The sequence below is a fragment of the Polycladomyces zharkentensis genome (assembly GCF_016938855.1).
In the GTDB taxonomy this organism is placed as follows: Bacteria; Bacillota; Bacilli; order Thermoactinomycetales; family JIR-001; genus Polycladomyces; species Polycladomyces zharkentensis.
Genome location: NZ_JAFHAP010000008.1, coordinates 491,356 through 514,634, shown reverse-complemented (window position 1 = coordinate 514,634; position 23,279 = coordinate 491,356). Strand labels below are relative to the sequence as shown.

25 protein-coding genes are annotated in these 23,279 nt (G+C 55.0%); 21 read left to right on the top strand and 4 right to left on the bottom strand.

The features are described 5' to 3' along the window. Positions 1–131: 131 nt before the first annotated feature. Positions 132–524 carry a class I SAM-dependent methyltransferase gene (locus JQC72_RS09770; protein ID WP_205495132.1) on the top strand — a complete coding sequence of 131 codons (393 nt, stop codon included), beginning with the start codon at positions 132–134 and terminating at the stop codon, positions 522–524. A 354-nt stretch (positions 525–878) separates the two neighbouring features. On the opposite strand, the gene JQC72_RS09765 is transcribed toward JQC72_RS09770, so the two are convergent. Continuing rightward, the gene (locus tag JQC72_RS09765; protein WP_205495131.1) at positions 879–1,109 is read right to left on the bottom strand and encodes a hypothetical protein; all 231 of its coding nucleotides are present in this window, start codon (positions 1,107–1,109) and stop codon (positions 879–881) included. Between the two features lie 292 nt (positions 1,110–1,401). Here JQC72_RS09765 and JQC72_RS09760 point away from each other — a divergent pair, with 292 nt between their 5' ends. Both JQC72_RS09760 and JQC72_RS09755 read left to right on the top strand, forming a co-directional pair. Further along, positions 1,402–1,935, top strand: a complete 534-nt coding sequence (locus tag JQC72_RS09760) for a hypothetical protein (protein WP_205495130.1) — start codon at positions 1,402–1,404, stop codon at positions 1,933–1,935. A 20-nt stretch (positions 1,936–1,955) separates the two neighbouring features. Beyond that, positions 1,956–2,147 (top strand): hypothetical protein, encoded by a 192-nt coding sequence (locus tag JQC72_RS09755; RefSeq protein WP_205495129.1) that lies wholly within the window; start codon positions 1,956–1,958, stop codon positions 2,145–2,147. Positions 2,148–2,222: 75 nt separating this feature from the next. Here JQC72_RS09755 and JQC72_RS09750 read toward each other — a convergent pair whose 3' ends face one another. Then, complete coding sequence (locus tag JQC72_RS09750) at positions 2,223–3,215, bottom strand: superoxide dismutase (protein ID WP_302104677.1); 993 nt, start codon at positions 3,213–3,215, stop codon at positions 2,223–2,225. A gap of 257 nt (positions 3,216–3,472) precedes the next feature. Further along, entirely contained in the window at positions 3,473–3,724 is a 252-nt protein-coding gene (locus JQC72_RS09745; RefSeq protein WP_205495127.1) for a DUF2627 domain-containing protein, read from the bottom strand. Positions 3,725–3,865: 141 nt separating this feature from the next. Between JQC72_RS09745 and JQC72_RS09740 the strand changes: the two genes are divergently transcribed. The 11 genes from JQC72_RS09740 to JQC72_RS16530 all read left to right on the top strand — a co-directional run bounded on the left by JQC72_RS09740 (position 3,866) and on the right by JQC72_RS16530 (position 16,409). Beyond that, positions 3,866–5,929, top strand: a complete 2,064-nt coding sequence (locus tag JQC72_RS09740; RefSeq protein WP_205495125.1) for a sigma 54-interacting transcriptional regulator — start codon at positions 3,866–3,868, stop codon at positions 5,927–5,929. Positions 5,930–6,181: 252 nt separating this feature from the next. Beyond that, complete coding sequence (ptb, locus tag JQC72_RS09735) at positions 6,182–7,108, top strand: phosphate butyryltransferase (RefSeq protein WP_335342438.1); 927 nt, start codon at positions 6,182–6,184, stop codon at positions 7,106–7,108. Positions 7,109–7,122: 14 nt separating this feature from the next. After that, the gene (locus JQC72_RS09730; RefSeq protein WP_205495121.1) at positions 7,123–8,226 is read left to right on the top strand and encodes a Leu/Phe/Val dehydrogenase; all 1,104 of its coding nucleotides are present in this window, start codon (positions 7,123–7,125) and stop codon (positions 8,224–8,226) included. Between the two features lie 75 nt (positions 8,227–8,301). Next, positions 8,302–9,420: a butyrate kinase gene (gene buk, locus JQC72_RS09725; protein ID WP_419179853.1), complete on the top strand. Its 1,119-nt coding sequence runs from the start codon at positions 8,302–8,304 to the stop codon at positions 9,418–9,420. A gap of 4 nt (positions 9,421–9,424) precedes the next feature. Continuing rightward, complete coding sequence (gene lpdA, locus JQC72_RS09720; RefSeq protein ID WP_205495117.1) at positions 9,425–10,852, top strand: dihydrolipoyl dehydrogenase; 1,428 nt, start codon at positions 9,425–9,427, stop codon at positions 10,850–10,852. A 49-nt stretch (positions 10,853–10,901) separates the two neighbouring features. Continuing rightward, positions 10,902–11,894 carry a thiamine pyrophosphate-dependent dehydrogenase E1 component subunit alpha gene (locus JQC72_RS09715; protein ID WP_205495115.1) on the top strand — a complete coding sequence of 331 codons (993 nt, stop codon included), beginning with the start codon at positions 10,902–10,904 and terminating at the stop codon, positions 11,892–11,894. Positions 11,895–11,906: 12 nt separating this feature from the next. Then, positions 11,907–12,890, top strand: a complete 984-nt coding sequence (locus JQC72_RS09710; RefSeq protein ID WP_205495113.1) for an alpha-ketoacid dehydrogenase subunit beta — start codon at positions 11,907–11,909, stop codon at positions 12,888–12,890. A 24-nt stretch (positions 12,891–12,914) separates the two neighbouring features. After that, the gene (locus tag JQC72_RS09705) at positions 12,915–14,228 is read left to right on the top strand and encodes a dihydrolipoamide acetyltransferase family protein (protein ID WP_205495111.1); all 1,314 of its coding nucleotides are present in this window, start codon (positions 12,915–12,917) and stop codon (positions 14,226–14,228) included. A gap of 84 nt (positions 14,229–14,312) precedes the next feature. Further along, entirely contained in the window at positions 14,313–14,990 is a 678-nt protein-coding gene (gene lipB, locus JQC72_RS09700; protein ID WP_335342437.1) for a lipoyl(octanoyl) transferase LipB, read from the top strand. Positions 14,991–15,140: 150 nt separating this feature from the next. Then, positions 15,141–15,608, top strand: coding sequence for a class I SAM-dependent methyltransferase (locus JQC72_RS09695; protein WP_335342430.1), 468 nt, complete (start codon positions 15,141–15,143; stop codon positions 15,606–15,608). A 24-nt stretch (positions 15,609–15,632) separates the two neighbouring features. Further along, the gene (locus tag JQC72_RS16530; RefSeq protein WP_302104675.1) at positions 15,633–16,409 is read left to right on the top strand and encodes an arsinothricin resistance N-acetyltransferase ArsN1 family A; all 777 of its coding nucleotides are present in this window, start codon (positions 15,633–15,635) and stop codon (positions 16,407–16,409) included. Between the two features lie 266 nt (positions 16,410–16,675). Here JQC72_RS16530 and JQC72_RS09690 read toward each other — a convergent pair whose 3' ends face one another. Continuing rightward, on the bottom strand, positions 16,676–16,846 hold the full coding sequence (locus JQC72_RS09690) for a hypothetical protein (RefSeq protein ID WP_205495107.1): 171 nt from the start codon (positions 16,844–16,846) through the stop codon (positions 16,676–16,678). Positions 16,847–17,216: 370 nt separating this feature from the next. Between JQC72_RS09690 and JQC72_RS09685 the strand changes: the two genes are divergently transcribed. The 7 genes from JQC72_RS09685 to JQC72_RS09655 all read left to right on the top strand — a co-directional run bounded on the left by JQC72_RS09685 (position 17,217) and on the right by JQC72_RS09655 (position 23,215). Further along, positions 17,217–18,869: an acyl-CoA mutase large subunit family protein gene (locus tag JQC72_RS09685; RefSeq protein WP_335342429.1), complete on the top strand. Its 1,653-nt coding sequence runs from the start codon at positions 17,217–17,219 to the stop codon at positions 18,867–18,869. Between the two features lie 32 nt (positions 18,870–18,901). Further along, a complete protein-coding gene (locus JQC72_RS09680; RefSeq protein WP_205495105.1) occupies positions 18,902–19,312 on the top strand; it encodes a cobalamin B12-binding domain-containing protein in 411 nt (136 codons plus the stop codon). Beyond that, positions 19,309–19,740, top strand: a complete 432-nt coding sequence (gene mce, locus JQC72_RS09675) for a methylmalonyl-CoA epimerase (RefSeq protein ID WP_205495103.1) — start codon at positions 19,309–19,311, stop codon at positions 19,738–19,740. The genes JQC72_RS09680 and mce overlap by 4 nt, the downstream gene beginning before the upstream one ends. Before the next feature lie 196 nt (positions 19,741–19,936). Next, positions 19,937–21,430 carry an acyl-CoA carboxylase subunit beta gene (locus JQC72_RS09670; RefSeq protein ID WP_205495379.1) on the top strand — a complete coding sequence of 498 codons (1,494 nt, stop codon included), beginning with the start codon at positions 19,937–19,939 and terminating at the stop codon, positions 21,428–21,430. A 15-nt stretch (positions 21,431–21,445) separates the two neighbouring features. Then, positions 21,446–21,805: a hypothetical protein gene (locus JQC72_RS09665; RefSeq protein ID WP_205495101.1), complete on the top strand. Its 360-nt coding sequence runs from the start codon at positions 21,446–21,448 to the stop codon at positions 21,803–21,805. Continuing rightward, on the top strand, positions 21,760–22,884 hold the full coding sequence (locus JQC72_RS09660; protein WP_205495099.1) for a M20/M25/M40 family metallo-hydrolase: 1,125 nt from the start codon (positions 21,760–21,762) through the stop codon (positions 22,882–22,884). The genes JQC72_RS09665 and JQC72_RS09660 overlap by 46 nt, the downstream gene beginning before the upstream one ends. A 58-nt stretch (positions 22,885–22,942) precedes the next feature. After that, positions 22,943–23,215, top strand: a complete 273-nt coding sequence (locus JQC72_RS09655; RefSeq protein WP_205495097.1) for a hypothetical protein — start codon at positions 22,943–22,945, stop codon at positions 23,213–23,215. The last annotated feature ends 64 nt before the right edge of the window (positions 23,216–23,279 follow it).

Sequence of the window (23,279 nt, the reverse complement as noted above, 5' to 3'; positions counted from 1 at the left end):
CTTTTTATAGAGGCAGCATAGGTTAGCCCAACCACCAGAACCCAAGTTGGGAAAGGACAATTCCACCGATTCAAAAAAATCTTTTCCAGATCACGGCCTTTTCACGGCCTTTCTAAAAAGGAGGATTTTCGATGGAAGAAAACCAAGTTAGCCTTACCGCACTGATATCTGCCTACGCTCGTGCCTATCATGCTATGTACGATTCCCCAAAGATCTTTAATGATTTTCTCGCCTATCATTTGTTTACGGATGAGGAGTTCACAAACATGGGACGGAATCTGGCGGGGGCTCTCAAGTTTTTTGACCCTGAACGCGCTGCGTCGTGCCCTGACCAGGAGACCGCCTTGGCGTGGGTAATGCGAACCCAGAGCACACCCATAACCCTCAGTCGAGCGAGATACACCGAAGACAGCCTTGAGAGAGCCGTCAAACAGGGGGTGCAGCAATATGGGGTAGAAGGAGCATCTGTCGATTTTGGTGCCATCTATCCAGTTAATGGAAAACCGGATCAAAAAAGTTCCTAGAAGTATAAGTGTCGGAACTTATTCGCCGCTTTCACAAGTAAAACACCTTGGATTTGGTTAGATGAATACTCAAAAAGATAAGGAAGTTCCAATCCCATAATGTTTTTCGGTACTTTTTACGGATAAATTTCCACTTTCTGTATAGGTGGCCCCAAAATCGGTCTTCGCTCCCTCTACCCCATCTACGAAGGCTTCGTCCAAGCCTGTGAAGTTAGATTGGTTGAGCCTCTGACGGAGTGATCGGAAAGACCGGGTCAGTAGGAAAGCCGGGAATGACTCGTCGCTGCGCGTCTCTGGCAGCCACGGAAACAGCGATCGTATTCTCTCCCGGGCCTGAAGTCGTCAATTTCACCGTTACGGCACGGCAAAAATATTGTCAAAGGTTTGCAACTGGTTGGGTTCAACGGAAACGAGACGCTGCACATAGAGCTCTTGCGAGGCCGGCCCGTCCCCGGCTGACGGGACGGCACGAAACACTTCGAGCAGCACGTCGGCCGAATCTGCGCCGATATTCGCTGCGCGAACAGATAAAGACTTCATATCCCTGCTGCGGTTCTCATTAGCCCCGGTTGTAATGATCGCCATCTTTATCACCTCTTTCTGAATTCTCTCTAATTATGAATCTATCTTCCATTCGATTGGACTTAATGGCCAGTGTTCAAGTCTTATTTTTCATATCCTCCTGAAAGAGCGAAATGTGCTATAGTTGTTGGAACCATCGCAAAAGACGGGTAAAGGATGGGAAGCAACAAAAAAGGTGTGAGAGTGAACGATGCATGCAAATACTGAATTAAACCATATGAAAACGATCACCCGACGGGTTGATTTTTTGTTAAAATAAAAATAATTGATGCCGGTTGGTGAGGGCAGATACAGGATGACGCAAAAGAATCCATCACAAGACAAACCGATGTCGGAACAAGAGCTCTATGAGTTGATGAAAGAAATGTATGACAAAGAGATGGTCAGAAAAGACACGATGGAAATGCGCATTCAGATACCGATTGCCATGATCACGGCAATGATGGGCGGCTTTTATTACTTGGCAAAAAAACTGGTAACCGCCATTTCCATGACTTCCCCTTTGACATCCGGCATCTTGTTGTTGTTATTGGGAGGATCATTTTTGTCAATCTGCGTCAGTATGGTCTTTTTCTCCAAATTTTTGTGGCCGGTCAACTATGAGTGGATGCCCCGGACGTGGGATATCCAAGCGCAATATCCCGAAAAACAAGCGGTTCTGAGAAAGGCGCTGATCAAAAAATACGCCAAGTGCGCGGATATCAACTCAAGAATCAACGACCGCAGAGCCGATGATTTCGCCCATGGCATGCAGGCGCTCATCATTGCGCTGGCTTTGGCCGTTTTGGCTTGTCTGCCGTACGGTTGGTTTTTGTTCATTTCCAGATAAAACGCGGGAGGGAATCGTGGATGTCCGAACGGAACAACCAGTACGACGACGAATACGAATGGCTGGAAACGCGATCGCAAAAAGGACGTGTGAAAATTGAGTACCAGATTGAGGAACGACTTCATTTTGAGGCCCCTGGATTGTTCCGCAAACGGAAAAAATCCGAAGAAACGCAATCGGACCACCATGAAAACGACGACCGGGATACATAATCTCTGTCCCAACGGAGGGACCGATTTTCCGCCACGGCTGTGTGGAAGGCCGATCGGCGGACGATCGGTCCTTTTTCAATACGGTTGCCATCGGATCGTTTGCGCCCGGACAAAACGGCGGTTGACCGCGGGCCAGTTGACAACGTGCCACCAGGCTTTGATGTAGTCTTTCCGTTTGTTGGGGTATTTCAAATAATAGGCGTGTTCCCACACATCCAAAGGCAGGAGAGGGATCACATCCCATTGTGACAGGTTTTGGTGCTTTTCCGCCTGCAGGATCTCCAACCGTTGGGCGCGCGGTGCCCAGACGAGAATCGCCCAGCCTCCTCCTTCCACTTTTTCGGCAGCTTGCGAGAAGTGATTCTTGAACGCATGGAAACTGCCGAAATCCCGTTCGATTTGCTTTCGAATCGGGCCTTTGGGTGTTCCTCCGGCATGCGGAGCCATCGTTTCCCAAAACAAAGTGTGCAGATAATGCCCCGCTCCATTGAAGGCTGCTTCCCGTTCCCAATGTTTGATCAGATCGAAGTCGCCGGTTTTTCTCGCTTGCGCCATCATCAGTTCCGCTTTGTTCAAGCCGTCGACATAACTTTTGTGATGCTCGTCATGGTGCAGGCGCATCGTTCTTTCATCGATGTATGGTTCCAGGGCGTTGTAGGGGTAGGGAAGCGGCGGCAGCTTGTGTTTTCCCGGGGGAACGGGGTGGGTTTGGATTTCGGTTTCCGAAGCGGTCTCGGACGACGGCAACTCATCGTCGGATGACTTGTCGGACATACCGTGAACCGAAGCGGGGTGGGATGGACGATGGAACATCACCATCATCAATTTCTGATGAGTATGATGCACTTGATGCAGCGCCTCATACAACTGATCTGCTGTGCAATGCTGATCGGTGGCCATCTGTTCCAACGACTGAAATGCCTGATCAAATCGGTCCAGCTGTTTCATCAGGGACAGATCGCGGATGGATGGGCGAATGGAGGCGATTTTTTGCCGACCTTGGCGGGAGAGGGACAAAACCTGGTGGCGAAGGGAAGAGGTCCAATATCGATCGTATGAAACTGACATGCACGTTCCTCCTCGGGGATGGGCTACCATCCAGGATATGTGTCCGTACGGGGAGGTGTGCGTTGTGATCCCGTTCTGATCGGATTGGGGTGAGCCTCTTCCCTTTCAGCCTCTGTTTCGTTTCCACCCAAAGGTCGAATGCCGGAAAAAGGCCACCCTTTTTGGAAAGGATGGATCGGATCGTACGATCAGATGCGCCGTAAAAAGATCATCCAGCCAACGGCTGGTTGGCACAATTTTGAACCCCTGGCAACCGCCTATTTTCTCTTGATCCATCTCCGCAGTTTGGGCTGGATTTGGTTGCGTTTGAGGTCGCGGTAGAAAATAAAACCGGCGAGAAAACACAATCCGAACAAAAACAGCGCCAGTCCTCCTATAAAAGGAAGCCACGCAAAACGCCCGCTGGCAAAATAATTGAAGAAAACATCACGCATCAGCGTCCAGCCGTATACGCCCAGCGCTCCGGGGATACACAGCACGACGATGGCGAGCAATCGTTGGTACAACATGTCCAAACCGCCTTTCTTTCCTCTCTCCATAATGGTATCTTAATTCATGTCTGTTTTCCACGGTTTGGTCTTACATGAAAAACTTCCGGTTATGGTAAGATGATACCGGATTGACACCTCACACCACAAAGGGGGGAGATTGTGAAACGGTTTCTGATTGTGGGTGGGGGAAAGGGAGGAACGGCACTTCTTCGGACCTTGTCCGAAATGGACCGAGTGGCAGTGATGGGTGTGGTCGATTTGAACGAACACGCTCCTGCCATTCGTTTGGCCCGGGATAAGGGGATTCCGACCGGTACGGACGTAACCCCTTTTCTGCGAGAGCGGCCCGATGTCATCTTGGAGGTGACCGGAGACCCGTCCGTTTACGAACGATTGTGCCGTCTGACGGAACAGGGGACACTGGTCATCTCGGGTGCTGTCGCCAATCTCATGTTGCAATTGATTGATGAGAAAGAGACGTGGTTTGAGGCATGGCGTTCCCGGCAGCGGGAGTTGGATGCGATCCTCAACTCCACGCATGACGGGATGATCGCCGTCAACAAACAGGGGAAAATCACGCTGTTCAACCGGGCAGCCGAACGATTGATGAAGATGAGGATGTCCGACGTGATGGGCAAACCGGTTACGGAGACGATCCCCAATACCCGGTTGGATTATGTGCTGAAAACCGGCAAACGGGAGCTGAACCGCCAACAGACATTACCCGACGGCACGCGAATCGTGACCAACCGCGTGCCGGTTACGGACCGTCATGGCAACGTGATCGGCGCCGTGGCCGTTTTTCGGGACATCACGGAAGTGGCCTCCCTGAGTCAGCAAGTGACCAACCTGGAAAGCATGAAAAGTTTGCTGCAAGCGATTATCGACTCCTCCGACGATGCCATCTCCGTCGTGGATGCACAGGGAATCGGCATCCTGATCAACCCCGCCTATACCCGGTTGACCGGTCTGAAGCCGGAGGATGTGATTGGCAAACCGGCCGACACCGACATTTCCGAAGGGGAAAGCATGCACATGAAGGTGTTGAAGACACGGCAACCGGTTCGCGGGGTACCGATGAAAGTGGGACCGCACCGCAAAGATGTCGTCGTCAATGTTGCCCCGATCATCGTGGAGGGGGAACTGAAGGGCAGTGTCGGCATTTTGCACGATATGTCCGAGATCAAGAAGCTGAATCAGGAGTTGGAACGGGCCCGTCGGATCATCCGAACGCTGGAGGCGAAGTATACGTTCGACGACATCATCGGTCGAAGCGAGGCGTTCACCTATGCGGTCGAACAAGCCCGCCAAGCGGCGAAAACACGGGCGACGGTTCTGTTGCGGGGGGAATCCGGTACCGGAAAAGAGCTGTTCGCTCATGCCATTCACAATGACAGCGACAGGAAATACCACCAATTCGTCCGGGTCAATTGTGCGGCTATTTCCGAGTCGCTGTTGGAAAGCGAACTGTTTGGATATGTGGAAGGAGCCTTTACCGGGGCGCGTCGCGGCGGCAAGAAGGGATTGTTTGAGGAGGCGAGCGGGGGCACCATTTTTTTGGACGAAATCGGGGAGTTGGCTCCCAACATTCAAGCCAAACTCCTGCGTGTCCTTCAGGAAAAGGAAGTGCTCCGTGTCGGCGGTACCAAACCGATTCCCGTCGATGTGCGGGTGATTGCCGCCACCAATGTCGATTTGGAAAAGTCGATTCGGGAAAAACGCTTTCGGGAAGATTTGTACTACCGGCTCAATGTTTTGCCGATCCACATCCCGCCCTTGCGTCAACGAAAAGAGGATTTGCCCGATTTGGCTTTGCATGTGATCAAACGGTTTAACCAGGAATACGGACGCAATGTGGAAACGATCGAACCGCGCGCTCTCCAGGCCCTGCAATCCTATTCATGGCCCGGGAATGTACGGGAGCTGGAGAACATATTGGGTCGTGCGATGATCAACATGGGTTATCACGAGCGAACCATGCGGTTGGAGCATTTGCCGCCGTTGGAAGCCACGTCCCGCGCGTCTTTCCCGAACATGGGTGATCAGACGGAAGGGGAAACGCTCCAGGAAGTGTTGGCCCGCGTCGAAAAGGAGACCATCCTTCGCACCTATCGGCAATGTGGCGGCAACAAGACGGAAACGGCCCGGCGGTTGGGGATCTCCGTGCGCAATCTGTATTACAAGTTGGAGCGTTATCAGTTGGATTCGGAGATGGAGATGTAATCATGCAATTTTTTGCAGGAAAGATCCATCATATGCGTGCAAAAAATTGCAGGGATTTTCTTCGCGCTCTTTTTGCGCATCTGTCGGATTTCACGGATAGCAGCGGAAAATGCGTTTTTTCTCCGCAGTTGTCCATCTGATGACGGAGATTGGCACGGGATTTGCACTTAACTGCATGAGGGCCGACCATTTCGAGAACAATATGGAGCAAAGAACCAGCAAAAAAAGACAAGGTCGGAAAAAAGAGGTGGAATCATGGAACCCATTCGTACTTTTTCTCAAATCTTGGCGAAAGCGGAAGCACTGGAACCTGTTACTGTCGCGGTAGCCGCAGCGGATGACCGGGAGGTGCTGGAAGCAGTCGCCGACGCGAAAAAACGGCAAATCGCCGATTTCCGCCTGTTCGGTGATCGGAACAAAATCCGGGCGATTGCGGATGAAATTGGTTTGTCACTGGACCCGGACATGGTGACCGATCAACCGAAACCTGCTCTAGCGAGTCGGGAAGCGGTTCAAGCTGTTCGCGAAGGACAAGCGGATGTGGTGATGAAGGGGATGGTCCAAACCGCAGACTTCCTGCGGGCGGTCCTCAACAAAGAGGCGGGCTTGCGGGGCTCCGGCGTGCTGAGCCACGTGGCGACGTTTGAGGTGCCGGGGTACGATCGGTTGATTCACGTAACCGACCCGGCGCTCAACATCGCTCCGTCACTTCAGGAGAAAGTGCAAATCGTGCAAAACGTGGTCCGGTTGTGTCACTCGCTGGATCTTGCCGAACCCAAAGTGGCCGTACTTGGAGCGGTGGAAGTCGTCAATCCCAACATGCAACCCACACTGGATGCGGCGGCACTCGCCCAAATGAACCGTCGTGGACAAATCAAGGGGGCTGTCGTCGACGGTCCGTTTGCGCTGGACAATGCCGTATCGGTGGAAGCGGCCGAGCACAAAGGGATCAAAAGCCCGGTGGCGGGTCGCGCCGATGTACTTTTGGTCCCCGATATCGAAGCGGGCAACATGCTCTACAAATCCATGGTCTACTTTGCCCGCAGCAAAATCGGCGGTCTGGTGTTGGGTGCCAAGGTACCCGTTGTCCTCACTTCGCGAGCGGATACGCACGAAGCCAAACTGAACTCGATCGCGATGGCGGTATTACAGGCGGATTTCAATAAACGTCAAGTATAAGGGGGAGCTCCGTCATGAAGCTGTTCGATTACCTGCAAAAATACGATTACGAACAATTGCTGTTCTGCCAAGACCGGGAATCCGGTTTGAAAGCGATCATTGCCATTCACGACACCACGCTCGGCCCCGCTTTGGGCGGTACCCGGATGTGGACCTATGATTCCGAAGAGGACGCCATCATCGACGCCCTGCGTTTGGCCCGTGGCATGACCTACAAAGCGGCGGCGGCCGGTTTGAACCTGGGCGGGGGGAAAACAGTCATCATCGGTGACCCGCGCAAGGACAAAAACGAAGCGATGTTCCGCGCGTTCGGCCGGTTTATCCAAGGCTTGAACGGCCGTTACATCACCGCCGAAGACGTGGGCACCACCGTGGAAGACATGGACATCATCCATCAGGAAACCCGCTACGTGACGGGGGTGTCCCCGGCATTCGGCTCCAGCGGCAACCCTTCCCCGGTGACGGCTTACGGTGTCTATGTCGGAATGAAAGCAGCGGCCAAAAAAGCTTACGGCAATGATTCGCTGTCCGGGAAAACGGTGGCGGTGCAGGGGGTCGGCAGCGTGGCATATGAGCTCTGCAAATACTTGCATAAAGAAGGAGCCAAATTGATCGTCACCGACATCAACCAGGAAAATTTGGAACGGGCCGTTCGAGATTTCGGGGCGGAAGCGGTGTCCCCGGACAAAATCTACGATGTCGAGTGCGATATCTTCTCCCCGTGCGCATTGGGGGCGATCATCAACGACGAAACGATTGACCGCCTGAAATGCCAAGTGGTCGCCGGGTCCGCCAACAACCAGCTGAAAGAGGAACGCCACGGCGACATTCTCCAAGAAAAGGGAATCGTGTATGCACCCGACTACGTGATCAACGCCGGTGGCCTGATCAATGTGGCCGACGAATTGTTGGGTTACAACCGCGATCGGGCGATGAAAAAAGTGGAAGGCATCTATGACAACATCATGAAAGTGTTTGAAATCGCCGAGCGGGACAACATCCCGACTTACAAGGCGGCTGACCGGATGGCGGAGGAACGGATCGCCACCTTGCGCCAATCCCGCAGCATGTTCTTGCAAAATGAACGCCACACCTTGAATATGACGCATCACGGTTAAAGTGTGTCTGGTGATCCATTGCAAAAGAATGGACTGTATCGACTGCTCCCAGACATGGCAATCGAGTTGTAGGAAATGGAGTGTATGGACGTGCAGGAACCGATTCGGGTATTGGCCATCAATCCGGGTTCGACCTCGACCAAAATCGGCGTGTTTGACGATGGGAAACAGATTTTGGAAGAAACGTTGCGGCACGACCCGGAAGAGCTGAGCAAGTTTGAAAACCTGTTTGATCAGTATGAGTTTCGCAAACAGCTGATCTTGGACACACTGGATCGAGAAGGAATCAACCTGACACGTCTGCGCGCCGTGGTGGGACGGGGTGGATTGCTCCGTCCCATCCCCGGCGGCACGTATCAGGTAAACGAAGCGATGATGAATGATTTGCGCTCCGGAGAGTATGGGGTGCACGCATCCAATTTGGGCGCCATACTCGCGCATGAAATCGCTTCCAAACTGAATATTCCCGCATTTATTGTCGATCCCGTCGTGGTGGACGAGCTGGAACCGATCGCTCGGATTTCCGGGATGCCGGCGATTGAACGACGCAGTATCTTTCACGCATTGAACCAAAAGGCGGTTGCGCGGCGGGTGGCGGCCAAATTGGGGAAATCATACCGGGAGTGTCGGTTCGTCATCGCGCATATGGGTGGCGGGATCACCGTCGGCGCCCACCAAAACGGTCGTGTGATCGATGTGAATAACGGATTGCACGGCGAAGGTCCCTTTTCTCCTGAACGGGCGGGCACATTGCCGGTGGGTGATCTGGTGGCGTTGTGTTTTTCGGGAAAATATTTTGCCGGCGAAATCATGAAAATGATCGTCGGCAAAGGTGGACTGATGGGATATCTCGGTACCACCGATGCGCGCGAAGTGGAAAAGCGGATCGAGGAAGGCGACAAAAAAGCCGAATTGATCTACTCAGCCATGGCGTATCAGGTGGCAAAGGAGATTGGCGCTTACGCCACCGTTTTGGAGGGGAAACTGGATGCGATCATCTTGACCGGCGGTCTGGCATACGGGAAGATGTTCACGGATCAGATTGTCCAACGAATCGGTTGGATCGCACCAGTGCACATCGTTCCGGGTGAAAACGAGTTGCAGGCGTTGGCCGAAGGCGCGCTCCGCGTGGTACGCGGAGAGGAGGAAGCCCTGACGTATCCGCCTGAACCGGTTAGAAAGGATGTGGAGTGAATCGATGGCGGAGAACTACGATTTGGTTGTTCTCGGAGCGGGGCCCGGTGGTTATGTGGCCGCGATCCGGGCTGCACAGTTGGGAATGAAAGTGGCCGTCGTGGAGAGGGAAAAGGTGGGCGGTGTCTGTCTGCACAAGGGGTGCATCCCCAGCAAGTCTTTGCTTCGCAGCGCGGAACTGTATCATGAGATGAAAAACAGTGAAAGCTACGGTATTTCCGTCGGCAACGTGAAGCTGGACATGAATCTGGTGCAGGCTCGCAAGCAGAAAGTGATCGATCAATTGCACAAGGGCGTACAGCATCTGCTGAAGAAAAACGGCGTTACCGTTTACGAAGGAACGGGCCGCATCCTGGGGCCGTCCATTTTCTCCCCCATGCCGGGAACCATCGCCGTGGAGCGCAATGACGGCGGGGAAGCGGAGATGCTGGTACCTCAATTCGTGCTGATCGCAACGGGTTCTCGTCCGCGCAGTTTACCCGGTCTGGAGATCGACGGCGTTCATGTGATGAACTCCGACCACGCCCTGCAAATGGACCGGTTGCCGAAGTCCATTGTTATCATCGGAGGCGGTGTGATCGGCATCGAGTGGGCCTCGATGCTGAATGATTTCGGGGTGGACGTGACGGTCGTGGAGTTTGCCGATCGCATCCTGCCATTTGAAGATGCCGACGTCAGCAAGGAAATGACACGCATCCTGAAGAAACGAAAAGTGAAAATCCATACCGGCACCAAAGTGATACCGGAAAGCGTGAAAGCTGAAGACAACACGGTGAAGCTGAAGGCGGAAAAGGGCGGAGAGACGATCGAGCTGTCCGCCGAGAAGGTGCTCGTCTCCGTCGGAAGACAAGCCAATGTGGAAGGCATCGGGCTGGAAAACACGTCGATCAAAGTGGAAAAAGGCATCATCCAGGTGAACGAATACATGCGGACGGCTGAATCCCACATCTATGCCATCGGTGATGTGGTTGGCGGTTATCAGTTGGCCCACGTGGCATCGCATGAGGGGATCATTGCCGTCGAACACATGGCGGGGAAACACACGCATCCGCTCAATCCGAACATGGTGCCCCGATGCACCTACAGCCGGCCGGAAATCGGCAGTATCGGCCTGACGGAAGACCAAGCCAAAGAACAGGGTTACGATATCAAAGTGGCCAAATTTCCGTTCCGGGCCGTGGGGAAAGCCCTTGTGTTCGGGGAGACGGACGGATTTATCAAGCTGATTGCCGACAAGAAAACCGACGACATCTTGGGTGTGCACATCATTGGGCCGCACGCCACGGATATGATTTCCGAAGCGGGATTGGCCAAAGTGCTGGACGCCACGCCGTGGGAGATCAGCCATACGATCCATCCGCACCCGACACTGTCTGAAGTGTTTGGGGAAGTGGCGATGGCGATCGATGGAGCGGCTATTCACGCCGGATGATTCTTGATTTGCTACTACTTTCGGTTTACAGATGGGAGGAAGCCCGACGATGGCGAGATCGCGTCATGCTGAACTGGGTTTGAGCGATGAGCAGGTATTGGAGATGTATCGCTATATGGTGCTCGCCCGCAAAATCGACGAGCGCATGTGGCTGTTGAACCGCGCGGGAAAAATCCCGTTCGTCATTTCCTGTCAGGGGCAGGAAGGCATCCAAATCGGAACCGCTTTTGCGTTGGATCGGGAGAAGGATTTTCTCTGCCCGTACTACCGCGACATGGGGATGGTGCTGGTCTTCGGGCAGTCGGCGAGGGATCAGATGTTGTCGGCGTTCGCCAAGGCGGAAGACCCCAACTCCGGAGGACGGCAGATGCCGGGCCACTTTGGCAGCAAGAAGTACCGCATTCTCTCCGGGTCCAGCCCGGTGACCACGCAGATGCTGCACGCGGTGGGCGTGGCATATGCCGCCAAACTGAAAGGCGAAGACCTGGTGGCCGTTACCTCCTGCGGAGAAGGTTCCAGCAACCAGGGTGATTTCCATGAGGCGTGCAACTTTGCCGGCGTGCACAAACTCCCGGTGATTTTCCTGGTGGAGAACAACAAGTATGCCATTTCCGTGCCGCTCGACAAGCAGGTGGCCGGCGGCAGCGTGGCTGCACGTGCCCAGGGATACGGTTTCCCGGGTGTGAAAGTGAACGGCAACGACCCGCTGGAAGTGTACAAAGTGATGAAAGAAGCGGTGGAGCGTGCCCGTCGCGGAGAAGGTCCGACTCTGGTCGAAGCCGAGTCGTACCGGTTGGTGCCTCACTCCAGTGACGACGACGACCGGACCTACCGAAGCCGCGAAGAAGTGGAAGAAGCGCGGAAAAAGGATTCCATCGTGCAATTCCGCCAATACCTGTTGGATGTGGGTGTGTTGACCGAGGACAAGGAAAAAGAATTGCTCGCCGCGATCCAAAAAGAAGTGGACGAAGCGACGGAGTACGCCGAACAGGCGCCGTACCCGCAACCCGAAGATACCTACAAACACGTTTATGCGGAATAGGAGGAGAACAACATGCCGGTGATTTCGTATATCGATGCGGTAACCATGGCGTTGCGCGAGGAGATGCGCCGCGACGATCGCGTGTTTGTGCTGGGTGAAGATGTCGGCGTCCGGGGCGGCGTGTTCCGCGCGACGGTAGGATTGTACGAGGAATTCGGGGAAGCCCGCGTGTTGGATACCCCGTTGACGGAGTCGGCCATCGTCGGTGTGGCGATCGGGGCGGCCGCTTACGGGATGCGTCCGGTGGCGGAGATTCAGTTTGCCGATTTCATCATGCCCGCCGTCAACCAAATCGTGAGTGAGGCGGCCAAACTGCGCTACCGCTCCAACGGCGACTGGAATTGTCCGCTCGTGATCCGCGCTCCGTACGGTGGCGGTGTGCACGGTGCGTTGTACCACTCGCAAAGCGTGGAAAAAATGTTTAACGGCATACCAGGATTGAAAATCGTGGCACCGTCCACCCCGTACGACGTCAAGGGATTGCTCAAAGCAGCCATTCGCGACGAAGACCCGGTCCTCTTCTTTGAACACAAACGGTGTTACCGCCTGATCAAAGGGGAAGTGCCGGAGGACGATTACACCTTGCCGATCGGAAAAGCGGAAGTGAAGCGGGAAGGTACCGACGTGACCGTGATCTCCTACGGTTTGACCCTGCATTTCGCCCTGCAAGCGGCCGAACAGTTGGAAAAAGAGGGCATCAGTGTACATGTGCTGGATTTGCGCACGCTGCTGCCGCTGGATAAGGAAGCGATCCTGGAAGCGGCGGCCAAGACGGGCAAAGTGCTGATCGTCCACGAAGACAACAAAACCGGTGGCGTCGGCGGCGAAGTTTCGGCCATCATCGCCGAAGAAGCGCTGTTTGAGCTGGATGCGCCGATCCGCCGTCTGTGCGGTCCGGACGTGCCGGCCATGCCGTACAGTCCGCCGATGGAGAAGGAATTCATGCTGAACGTGGATAAAGTGGCCAAAGCGATCCGCGAGTTGGCCGAGTTCTAGGATGTACCAGATAGGAGGTTGACTATGGCGACCGATGTGACGATGCCCCAGCTCGGTGAGAGCGTAACCGAGGGAACCATCACCAAATGGCTGAAAAAACCGGGTGATCCCGTTGCCAAGTATGAACCCATCTGTGAAGTGGCCACCGACAAGGTGAACGCGGAAGTGCCCGCCACCATTTCCGGCACGATGAAAGAGATCATCGCCGAGGAAGGACAGACGGTGGAAGTGGGGCAATTGATTTGCCGGATTGAGGAAGAAGGTGCCGCGGCAACGGAGGCCCCTGCCGAAGAGAAAGCACCGAAGGCGGAAGAAGAAGTCAAAACGGAAGCACCCGCCAAAAAGGATCAAGGCGAACCCTCGATGAAACGACGGTACTCGCCCGCCGTATTGCGCCTGGCGCAGGAGCACAACATCGACCTGGAGAAAATCGAGGGAACGGGAGCGGGCGGTCGCATCACCCGCAAGGATGTTCTGCGCGTCATCGAATCCGGTCAAGTTGACACGGTGAAAGCCGAGCAGGCGAAAAAAGAAGAAACACCGCAACAGGCACCGGCCGCGGAAGCCGCCCGCACAGCCACCGCACCGGTATCCGCACCTGCTGTATCTGACGGGAAACCGACAACCGGCATCACGCTGGAAGAAGGCGATCAAGAAGTGCCGGTCACGGCCGTGCGCAAAACGATCGCCCAACGGATGGTACAAAGCAAGCACGAAGCGCCGCACGCATGGACCATGGTGGAAGCCGACGTAACCGGGTTGGTCCAGTTGCGCAACAAGCTGAAAGACGAGTTCAAAAAACGCGAGGGCGTCAGCTTGACGTTTCTGCCGTTCTTCATCAAGGCGGTCGTCGATTCGCTGAAGGAATTCCCGTACCTGAACGCTGTCTGGGGTGGCGACAAGATCATCCTGAAAAAACGGATCAACATCTCCATTGCCGTGGCCACCGACGATGCGTTGTACGTGCCGGTGATCAAAGATGCGGATGAAAAGAGCATCCTGGGCCTGGCCAAGGAAATTCACCGATTGGTGGAAAAAACGCGCGCAGGCAAACTGTCTCTGGAGGACTTGCAGGGTGGTACCTTCACGGTGAACAACACCGGTTCCTTCGGTTCGATCGCTTCGATGCCGATCATCAACCATCCGCAGGCGGCGATCATCTCCATGGAGGCGATCGTCAAAAAGCCGGTCATCTTCAACGATATGATCGCCGTTCGCGACCGGGTCAACCTGTGCTTGTCACTGGATCACCGCATCCTGGACGGCCTGATGGCCGGACGCTTCCTGCAAGCGGTCAAACAGCGCCTGGAAGCGTACGGTCCCGACACGCAAATCTGATGTATGATACAATGAGTATGAAGGCACCCGTTGGGGTGCCTTCAGGTTGTCCGCAGAAGGCGGGAGGGATCACCGTTGTTTGAAGTGAAGCGATTGGGTCTCGTGCCGTATCACGAGGCGTGGGAGATGCAGAAACAGATCGTCAAATCGATCGATGAAGGAAACACATCCAATCAATTGTTGCTGTTGGAACATCCGCATACGGTAACGATGGGGCGCGGCAGCCATATCGAAAACTTGCTGTTGACCCGCGAACAATATGCAGAACGCGGTGTTGAACTGGTGGAGATCGATCGCGGCGGCGACGTTACCTATCACGGACCGGAACAACTGGTGGGTTATCCGCTGTTTTATCTGGGCGAACGTGGCAATAACGCGCACGCATATTTGCGCGATGTGGAGGAAGCATTGATCGTTGCCCTCCGCCACTGGGGCATTGAGGGGGGACGCAAACCGCCCTACACCGGTGTTTGGGTGGGGGACGAAAAAATCGCCGCTATCGGGGTAAAATTCAACCGCGGACGCCAACGGAAAGGATACATCACCAGTCACGGATTTGCGCTCAACGTCAATACCGATCTGCGGTATTTCAATCTGATCGTCCCGTGCGGCATTCAACAATACGGTGTTACGTCAATGGAAAAAATCCTGGGTGAACGCATCGACATGGCAGAAGTGATGAATCAGGTGGTGCGCGGTTTCAGCCAAGTATTTGGTTGGCCGGTCGTTGAAGAAGGAAAACGTCGGAACGAAGCCGGGTGATACACTTTAATTATGTTGACAGATTTTGAGGGGAGGTTTCCCCTCTTTTTTTATGCCATTGGCTGGCAGGCGGAATATCAACCTTTCAAGTTATCCAGAAGGGAACCCGGAGTTAACACGCCAATCTTTAAGAAACGGAGGGGATGTGGCGTGAACAAGCAGGTGACGGAAGCATTTGACGCTTTGGCCGATCGGTACGAAAAAGAAACCGACGGGATTCGACCGTACAACGCCTATTATGAACGGCCGGCGATGATGGCGATGTTGCCCGACGATCTGTCCGGGATGGATGTGTTGGATGCCGGTTGCGCCGCGGGTTGGTACAGTGAGCAGCTGCTCCGGTTGGGTGCCCGCGTGACGGCCGTTGATGCGAGCCCCCGTATGGTGGAGGCGGCAAAACGGAGGCTGGGCGACAGGGTGGATGTGAGATTACACAATCTGGAAGATCCGCTTCCATTTGAAGCGGAACAATTCGATTGGATCGTTTGTTCACTGTCGTTGCATTATTTGCTTGATTGGGCGCCTGTATTGTCTGAATTTGCCAGAGTATTGAAGTCGGGAGGACGGTTGCTGTTTTCTACTCATCACCCTTTTATGGACTATATGCAATTCGACTAAACGGATTATTTTGGGGTGACTTTGTTGCGGGATCAGTGGACCGCAGGGGATCGGAAGGTGGAAGTGCCTTTTTACCGGCGGCCGATTGGTCGCATTTTCACCGACATTTTGCAATGGTTCGATGTGGAACAGGTGGTGGAACCACAACCGATCGACGAATTGAAGCAGATCGATCCAGTAGTTTATGAGCGACTCATGACCCAACCCGCCTTTTTGATCATTCAAGGAAGAAAAAAAGCGGACTCCGGCAAGGGGACAGAGCGGAACAAGCAAAACCGAAAGGAAGAGGGAAAGCTGAACCTGCAAATACGACCCGCACTTCTCCGGGATGCGGGGGCCATCGCGCGCATCTACAATGCTGGCATTCGCTCGGGAAACGCCACATTTGAAACGAGGACGGTCACCGTGGAAGAACGGCGGCGATGGATCGAGCAACAGGGTGAGCATCATCCCGTTTTGGTGGCGGAAACAGATGGACAAGTCGTCGGATGGGCAAGCGTGCATCCCTATCGTGAACGCGATTGCTACCGCGGAGTCGGAGAGTTTTCGATCTATGTCGATGAAAACCATCAGGGTAAAGGCATTGGGAAGCAATTGCTTCAGGCACTGGTGGAGGCGTGCGCCCGGCGCGGCTATTGGAAGCTGGTATCCCGCATATTCCATTTCAATCATGCCAGTCGTGCATTGTGTCAAGCGTGTGGATTCCGTGAGGTTGGCGTGTATGAGAAACATGGCAAACGGAACGGTCAATGGGTGGATTGCGTCATCGTGGAGCGACTGATCGGGGAGAACTTGGGCTGACGAAAGAACCGTGTGATCCCCGTTGCAGCGCACAAAAAACGGCTTCCACCGGAAGCCGAGCGATTGCTGACAAAGTCGTTGGAGGGTGTGCCGTATTTCTTTCCTCTCGCTCCTGTAACGGATACGCTCAACGATCGTTCGTGGGAAAACGGCCACCCTCTCTGTCATAAACGTCTCTTTTTTTCCCGTCTGCCCACGGAGCGAAGAAATGGGCGTGTGACTTTGTCAACAAAACGGCTTCTGGAAAGAAGCCGTTTTTCAATAACTCACTGCAATCCCACAAACGTATCATAAAGGGCGAGCAGGGTGACTCCGATCAATCCCGCTGTGAAAATACCACCGATGATGAAACCGCTTTTGTTTTGGGTGCGCTTGTTGTACAGGACCCCGCGCACGGCCAGGATGCACATCAAGACCAAAATGACGACCATGTACATACCGATTACACCCGCTTTCTGACGATGATCTCCGACCTCGTTTTTCGTTACCCACTCTCAGTATAATCAATTCCCGCCGAAATACACAGACCCTTGATGGTGATGTTTTGTCAAATCGCGAATGCCACACTAAGCAATATGGTACTGATCACCATGGTGAATATGATGAGGTAAGCGACAAATTTGATCCAAAACGGTCGCACGATCTCCATCACCTCAAGTGTACATTGTAGCCCATTTATTGGCGGTTGTCCATCGAACGAAACCGCCCCGGATGAAAGATTTTTTGGTATATTAAAGATGATAGCGCATTCATTTCTTTCTGATTTGACAGAGATCACCCCAATGAAGAACGATTGGAGGATATGCGGTGACCAAGCGGACATTTCATGACGCTTACCGGGAGTGGAAAGAGAAAACCGAATCTTTTTTGACAAAATTTCCGGAACGAAAGCAATCTTTCGTCACCTCTTCCGGGATTGAGGTGGATCGGTTATATGTCGGAAGCGACGAAAATCCGTCAGATTGGGAACGGATCGGGTTTCCCGGCGAATATCCGTTTACCCGCGGCATCCGGCCGACCATGTATCGCGGACGCCTCTGGACGATGCGCCAGTATGCGGGATTCGGTTCGGCGGAGGAGACCAACCGGCGTTTCCGATATCTGCTGGAGCAAGGTCAGACGGGATTGAGCGTCGCGTTTGATCTGCCCACACAGATCGGGTATGACTCCGATGATCCCATGGCAAAAGGGGAAGTGGGGAAAGTTGGGGTGGCGATTGATTCGTTGGAAGATATGGAACGCTTGCTGGAAGGCATTCCCCTGGATCAGGTCAGCACCTCCATGACGATCAACGCGCCGGCCAGCGTGTTGTTGGCGATGTATATCGCTGTCGGGGAGAAACAGGGTGTTCCTTCCCATCAGTTGCGAGGCACGATTCAAAACGACATTCTGAAGGAATACATCGCCCGGGGAACGTACATCTTTCCGCCCCAACCGTCGATGAGGCTGATCACGGACGTCTTCGCCTACAGTGCGGAACATGTGCCCAAATGGAACACCATCAGTATCAGCGGGTATCACATTCGGGAAGCCGGTTCGACGGCCGTCCAGGAGGTCGCTTTTACGCTGGCCAACGGCATCGCCTATGTGGAAGCGGCGGTAAAAGCGGGATTGGACGTGGATCAGTTCGCGCCGAGGCTGTCGTTTTTCTTCAACGCGCACAATCACTTTTTCGAGGAAATTGCCAAATTCCGCGCCGCGCGCCGTTTGTGGGCACGCATCATGCGCGAACGCTTCGGTGCCCGCGATCCCCGGTCGTGGCAACTGCGTTTTCACACGCAGACCGGCGGTTCCACCTTGACCGCGCAACAACCGGACAACAACATCGTCCGCGTCACGTTGCAGGCGCTGGCGGCGGTGTTGGGCGGAACGCAAAGCCTGCACACCAATGCGCGCGATGAAGCCTTGGCACTGCCGACGGAGGAATCGGCGCGGATCGCCCTCCGCACCCAGCAGATCATCGCTTATGAGTGCGGGGTGGCCGATACGGTCGATCCGTTGGGCGGTTCGTATTTTGTCGAGGCGTTGACGGACCGGATCGAAGAGGAAGCGGTTCGCTACATTCAAAAAATTGATGATTTGGGTGGCGCGGTGTCTGCAGTGGAGCAAGGGTACATGCAACGGGAAATCCACCGCGTCGCATTGGAGACGCAGCGCAGAATCGAGTCCGGGGAAGAAGTGGTGGTCGGTATGAACCGTTTCCGATTGGAAGACGAACCCCAGCCGCCGCTGCATCGCGTCGATCCCGCTCTGGAGCGGAAACAGGTGGAACGGGTGCAGGCATTGCGCGCAAGACGGGACGGGCAACGCGTGCAGGAGACACTGGCCGCGTTGAAACGGGCGGCGGAAGGAACGGACAACCTGATGCCCCACATTCTCGCCTGCGTGAAGGCGTACGCTACGGTAGGGGAGATTTGCCATGCGCTGCGTGACGTGTTCGGCGAGTATCAACCGGTGTGACATGGATGAAATGACAGAAGGCGGTGATCGGTATGAATCGACCTATTCGCGTGTTGGTGGCCAAACCCGGTTTGGACGGGCATGACCGTGGCGCGTTGATCATCGCGCAGGCGCTTCGTGACGAAGGGATGGAGGTCATCTATACGGGTTTGCGCCAGTCCCCTGCACAGATCGTGGCAACGGCGATTCAGGAAGACGTGGATGTGATCGGTCTTTCCTGTTTGTCCGGAGCGCACAATGAGTTGTTTCCGGAAGTAACGCGTCTGTTGAAGGAACAAGGGGCTGACGACATCATCGTGATCGGCGGCGGGGTCATTCCGCAGGAGGATATTCCGTTTTTGAAACAGCACGGTATCGCGGAGGTGTTCACATCCGGTACGACTACTCGGGAGACGGCGGAGTTTATCCGCCAGGCGGTGAAAGCGAGGGAGGCACAAACATGAATCAGCGGCAGGCACCCCGCCAAATCAGTCACATCGGCATTGCTGTGCGTAGTTTAGATGAGGCGATACCACTGTACCGCGATATATTGGGCTTGGCATGGGAAGGAACGGAGACGGTGGAAAGCGAGCAGGTACGCGTCGCCTTTTTCCGGATCGGCGAAACGCGGATCGAGCTGTTGGAACCCTTGTCACCGGAAAGTGCCATCGCCAAGCACCTGGAAAAGCGGGGAGAGGGCATCCATCATATCGCATTGGAGGTGAGCGATATCGAAAGGCGCCTGTCCGAGTTGGCGGAGCAGGGCGTCCGGCTCATTCACGAGCGTCCCAAGCAAGGGGCACACAATGCGAAAGTGGCTTTTCTCCATCCCAAATCGACGGGCGGTGTCCTGTTCGAGTTGTGCGAACACGGGACGGATTCATCGAAATAGCTGGATTGAAACATTTCCCGCGAGCGACCTTTGAGCATGGTGAAAGCGGAGCGTAAAAATGGTTCACTCGATACAGGGGAAAGGGTTGAAAAGGAGATTTGGTCCATGAAAACCGGGATCAGCATCTCCGACGGAAGGGGGAGAAACCGTGCACAAAAAAATTGGCGAATTGGCCGAGAGAAGACGTCGGGTGGAGATGGGCGGGGGCGAGGAAAAAATCCGTTCGCAGCACGAAAAGGGGAAGCTGACCGCTCGGGAACGGATCGATCTGCTGTTGGATGAAGGAACGTTCGTGGAGCTGAATCCGTTTGTGGAGCACCGGGCGACTCATTTCGGGATGGACAAGGTGTCCGCTCCGGGCGAAGGGGTGGTCACGGGATACGGAAAAATCAACGGTCGGCCCGTTTATGTGTTTGCTCAGGACTTCACGGTTTTCGGCGGCGCCCTGGGTGAGATGCATGCGATGAAAATCGCGCGTATAATGGACTTGGCGGCCAAAAACGGAGCGCCGATCATCGGATTGAACGATTCCGGCGGCGCCCGGATTCAAGAAGGGGTCGTCTCACTGGACGGTTACGGACATATTTTTTACCGCAATTCGATTTACTCCGGCGTGATTCCGCAGATCTCGGTGATCATGGGACCCTGTGCCGGCGGTGCGGTCTATTCGCCTGCCATTACGGATTTCGTGGTAATGGTGGAAAAAACGAGCCAGATGTTTATCACCGGGCCCAAAGTAATTGAAACAGTGACGGGGGAGACCATCACCCCGGAGGATCTCGGCGGGGCACGGGTTCACGCCTCCGTGAGCGGAAACGCGCATTTCACGGCACCGACGGAGGCAGAAGCGCTCGATCAGGTGCGTCGACTGCTCAGCTATCTGCCGCAAAACAACATGGAAGATCCACCGCGCGTTTACGCGTCGGACGACGACGGATGGGTGGAGGAGTTGGCCGAGGTCGTCCCGGTGGAAGGAACCAAGGTATATGACGTACTGGAAGTGATCCGCCGCGTGGTGGACGAGGGATCGTTCCTGGAAGTGCAGGAGCGGTTCGCCCGCAACATCGTCGTCGGATTCGGACGGATTGCAGGGCAGACGGTCGGGATTGTCGCCAATCAGCCCAAGGTGATGGCGGGAGGATTGGACATCGATTCTTCCGACAAACTGAGCCGGTTTGTCCGTTTCTGTGATTGTTTCAACATTCCGCTGATCACGTTTGTTGACGTGACCGGGTTTTTCCCCGGCGTCAACCAGGAACACCGCGGCATCATCCGGCACGGAGCCAAAATCCTGTATGCGTACTCGGAGGCGACCGTGCCCAAAATCACCGTGATCACGCGCAAGGCGTACGGCGGCGCATACGTGGCGCTCAACAGCAAAGCGATCGGTGCCGATCTCGTTTACGCTTGGCCCAGCGCCGAAGTGGCGGTGATGGGACCGGAAGGAGCGGCCAACATCATTTTCAGCAAGGAAATCCGGGAAAGCGACAATCCCGAGGCGACGCGGGCCGCCCGCATCGCTGAATACCGGGAGAAATTCGCCAATCCGTATGTGGCCGCTTCGATGGGCATGGTGGACGATGTGATCGACCCCCGCGAGACGCGAAAAAAGCTGCGGGAAGCCCTGGAAATGCTGCGAAACAAACGGGAAAGCCGCCCGCCCAAAAAGCACGGCAATATTCCGTTGTAAGGCGGGGAGGAAACAATGGCGATCGATAAAACGATCCCGGTGGTTGTACATGTATTCAATCGCGGCAAGGTGGGCAAACCTGTACCAGCGGGGGAAGGATGCAATTCAATCGTCCGGTTGGAACCGGAGGAGTCGCCGAGTCGGGTCAAGTTGCTGGGGGCATTTGAAACCCGCTTCCTGTTCAACCCAAATGATGTGAGCGAATGGCGGTTGGCGGGCAGAGAGCGGCAGATGACGGTGTCGGGTTCCTCCTCATGGACGGATCGAACGGTCATGCATCGCGCCGAGCGGTTTCGCGACCGGAGAACGGTAGACGGGAGGAAGGACGGTTGGTCAATCGCGAGCGATTGTTGGAAACGTTTTTCGAACTGGTGAAGACGGACAGCGAAACGAAAGAGGAACGACAAATCTGCGATCTGTTGAAACGAAAGTGGACAGCGCTCGGCTTTCACGTCGTGGAAGACGATGCGGCCGAGAATACCGGCCACGGTGCCGGTAATTTGGTGGCCACGCTGGAAGGAACGGTGAAAGATGCCCCGGTCGTGTATTTCACTTGCCACATGGACACGGTGAAACCGGGCAAAGGTGTCAAACCTTCCATTCAGGACGGGTATGTCGTCTCCGACGGCACCACCATTCTGGGCAGTGACGACAAAGCGGGAATCGCCGCACTGTTTGAAGGCATCCGCCTGATCAAGGAACGGGGCATCGACCATGGCACGATTCAATTGGTGATCACGGTCGGGGAAGAGTCCGGATTGGTCGGAGCCAAAGCGTTGGACCGCTCGTTGTTGAAGGCGGATTTCGGCTTCGCATTGGACTCCAACGGACCGGTGGGGGAAATCATCACTTCAGCCCCGGCACAGTATCACATCAAAGCGACCATTTACGGCAAGGCGGCTCATGCCGGCGTCAACCCGGAAGACGGGATCAGTGCCATCCAAGTGGCCAGCCGCGCCATTTCCAAAATGCCGTTGGGCCGGATCGATGAGGAGACGACGGCCAATATCGGCATGTTCCGAGGCGGAACGGCCACCAACGTGGTCGCGGAACAGGCGGAAATCGTGGCGGAAGCACGCAGTCGCGATGAAGCCAAACTGGAAGCGCAAGTGAAAAAAATGGTCCAAGCCTTTGAAGAGGCGGCTCGGGAAGCGGGCGCCCGTGTCGAAGTGGAAACGGAAAAAATGTATCCCGCGTACAAATATGAGGAATCCCATCCGGTGGTGCAAACGGCGATCGCCGCGGTCAAAAAGGTGGGGCGCGATCCGAAGATCCTCGCCAGCGGCGGCGGCAGCGACGCCAACGTCATCTCCGGTTACGGCGTCCCGACCGTCAATTTGGGCATCGGTTACGAAAACATTCACACCACCAGCGAGCGGATGCCGATTGCCGAGCTGGAAAAAGCGGCCGAACTGGTTGTGTCGATCATCCGGACGGTCGCGGAGAAACATTGACGAAACGCTCAAGGTCCTCCCTCGGGAGGACTTTTATCTTCCCGAAGAGAATCCGGTTATGAACATCGTCCGCGGTGCCCCGATTTTCCGTTTTTGTGTCTGGCAGATCGATCAGGACGCAACGTTTCCCGGAGAGCGACTGACCAAGCCCTACCGAGCGGAGAACCGGGAAGCGCAGGAACCCATTCGCGGGCAATGTCCTTTAAGCGAAGCGTCCTTTATCCGCGTCCTGCGCGCCCCAGTTCGGAGAGGCCAAGACCAGCTTCTTTGCGGGGCGCAGGTGGAGCGATCCGGGAAAGCGAAGCGGACCGACTCGCCTGACACAACCTGACCACAGTCAGCAGTCTCAAGATCCTCCCTCGGGAGGATCATGGCGCGGGCAACCCCCTGTTTCT

Excerpts from the sequence above, each read along its gene's own strand:
- JQC72_RS09670 (WP_205495379.1), top strand. The coding sequence starts at position 19,937 with ATGGGCGGGGGCGAGGAAAAAATCCGTTCGCAGCACGAAAAGGGGAAG.
- buk (WP_419179853.1), top strand. The coding sequence starts at position 8,302 with ATGGAGTGTATGGACGTGCAGGAACCGATTCGGGTATTGGCCATCAAT.
- JQC72_RS09665 (WP_205495101.1), top strand. The coding sequence starts at position 21,446 with ATGGCGATCGATAAAACGATCCCGGTGGTTGTACATGTATTCAATCGC.
- JQC72_RS09770 (WP_205495132.1), top strand. The coding sequence starts at position 132 with ATGGAAGAAAACCAAGTTAGCCTTACCGCACTGATATCTGCCTACGCT.
- JQC72_RS09680 (WP_205495105.1), top strand. The coding sequence starts at position 18,902 with ATGAATCGACCTATTCGCGTGTTGGTGGCCAAACCCGGTTTGGACGGG.
- JQC72_RS09750 (WP_302104677.1), bottom strand. The coding sequence starts at position 3,215 with ATGTCAGTTTCATACGATCGATATTGGACCTCTTCCCTTCGCCACCAG.
- JQC72_RS09755 (WP_205495129.1), top strand. The coding sequence starts at position 1,956 with ATGTCCGAACGGAACAACCAGTACGACGACGAATACGAATGGCTGGAA.
- mce (WP_205495103.1), top strand. The coding sequence starts at position 19,309 with ATGAATCAGCGGCAGGCACCCCGCCAAATCAGTCACATCGGCATTGCT.
- JQC72_RS09710 (WP_205495113.1), top strand. The coding sequence starts at position 11,907 with ATGCCGGTGATTTCGTATATCGATGCGGTAACCATGGCGTTGCGCGAG.
- JQC72_RS09655 (WP_205495097.1), top strand. The coding sequence starts at position 22,943 with ATGAACATCGTCCGCGGTGCCCCGATTTTCCGTTTTTGTGTCTGGCAG.
- JQC72_RS09760 (WP_205495130.1), top strand. The coding sequence starts at position 1,402 with ATGACGCAAAAGAATCCATCACAAGACAAACCGATGTCGGAACAAGAG.
- JQC72_RS09690 (WP_205495107.1), bottom strand. The coding sequence starts at position 16,846 with ATGTACATGGTCGTCATTTTGGTCTTGATGTGCATCCTGGCCGTGCGC.
- JQC72_RS09715 (WP_205495115.1), top strand. The coding sequence starts at position 10,902 with ATGGCGAGATCGCGTCATGCTGAACTGGGTTTGAGCGATGAGCAGGTA.
- JQC72_RS09730 (WP_205495121.1), top strand. The coding sequence starts at position 7,123 with ATGAAGCTGTTCGATTACCTGCAAAAATACGATTACGAACAATTGCTG.
- JQC72_RS09765 (WP_205495131.1), bottom strand. The coding sequence starts at position 1,109 with ATGGCGATCATTACAACCGGGGCTAATGAGAACCGCAGCAGGGATATG.
- JQC72_RS09705 (WP_205495111.1), top strand. The coding sequence starts at position 12,915 with ATGGCGACCGATGTGACGATGCCCCAGCTCGGTGAGAGCGTAACCGAG.
- lpdA (WP_205495117.1), top strand. The coding sequence starts at position 9,425 with ATGGCGGAGAACTACGATTTGGTTGTTCTCGGAGCGGGGCCCGGTGGT.
- JQC72_RS09745 (WP_205495127.1), bottom strand. The coding sequence starts at position 3,724 with ATGTTGTACCAACGATTGCTCGCCATCGTCGTGCTGTGTATCCCCGGA.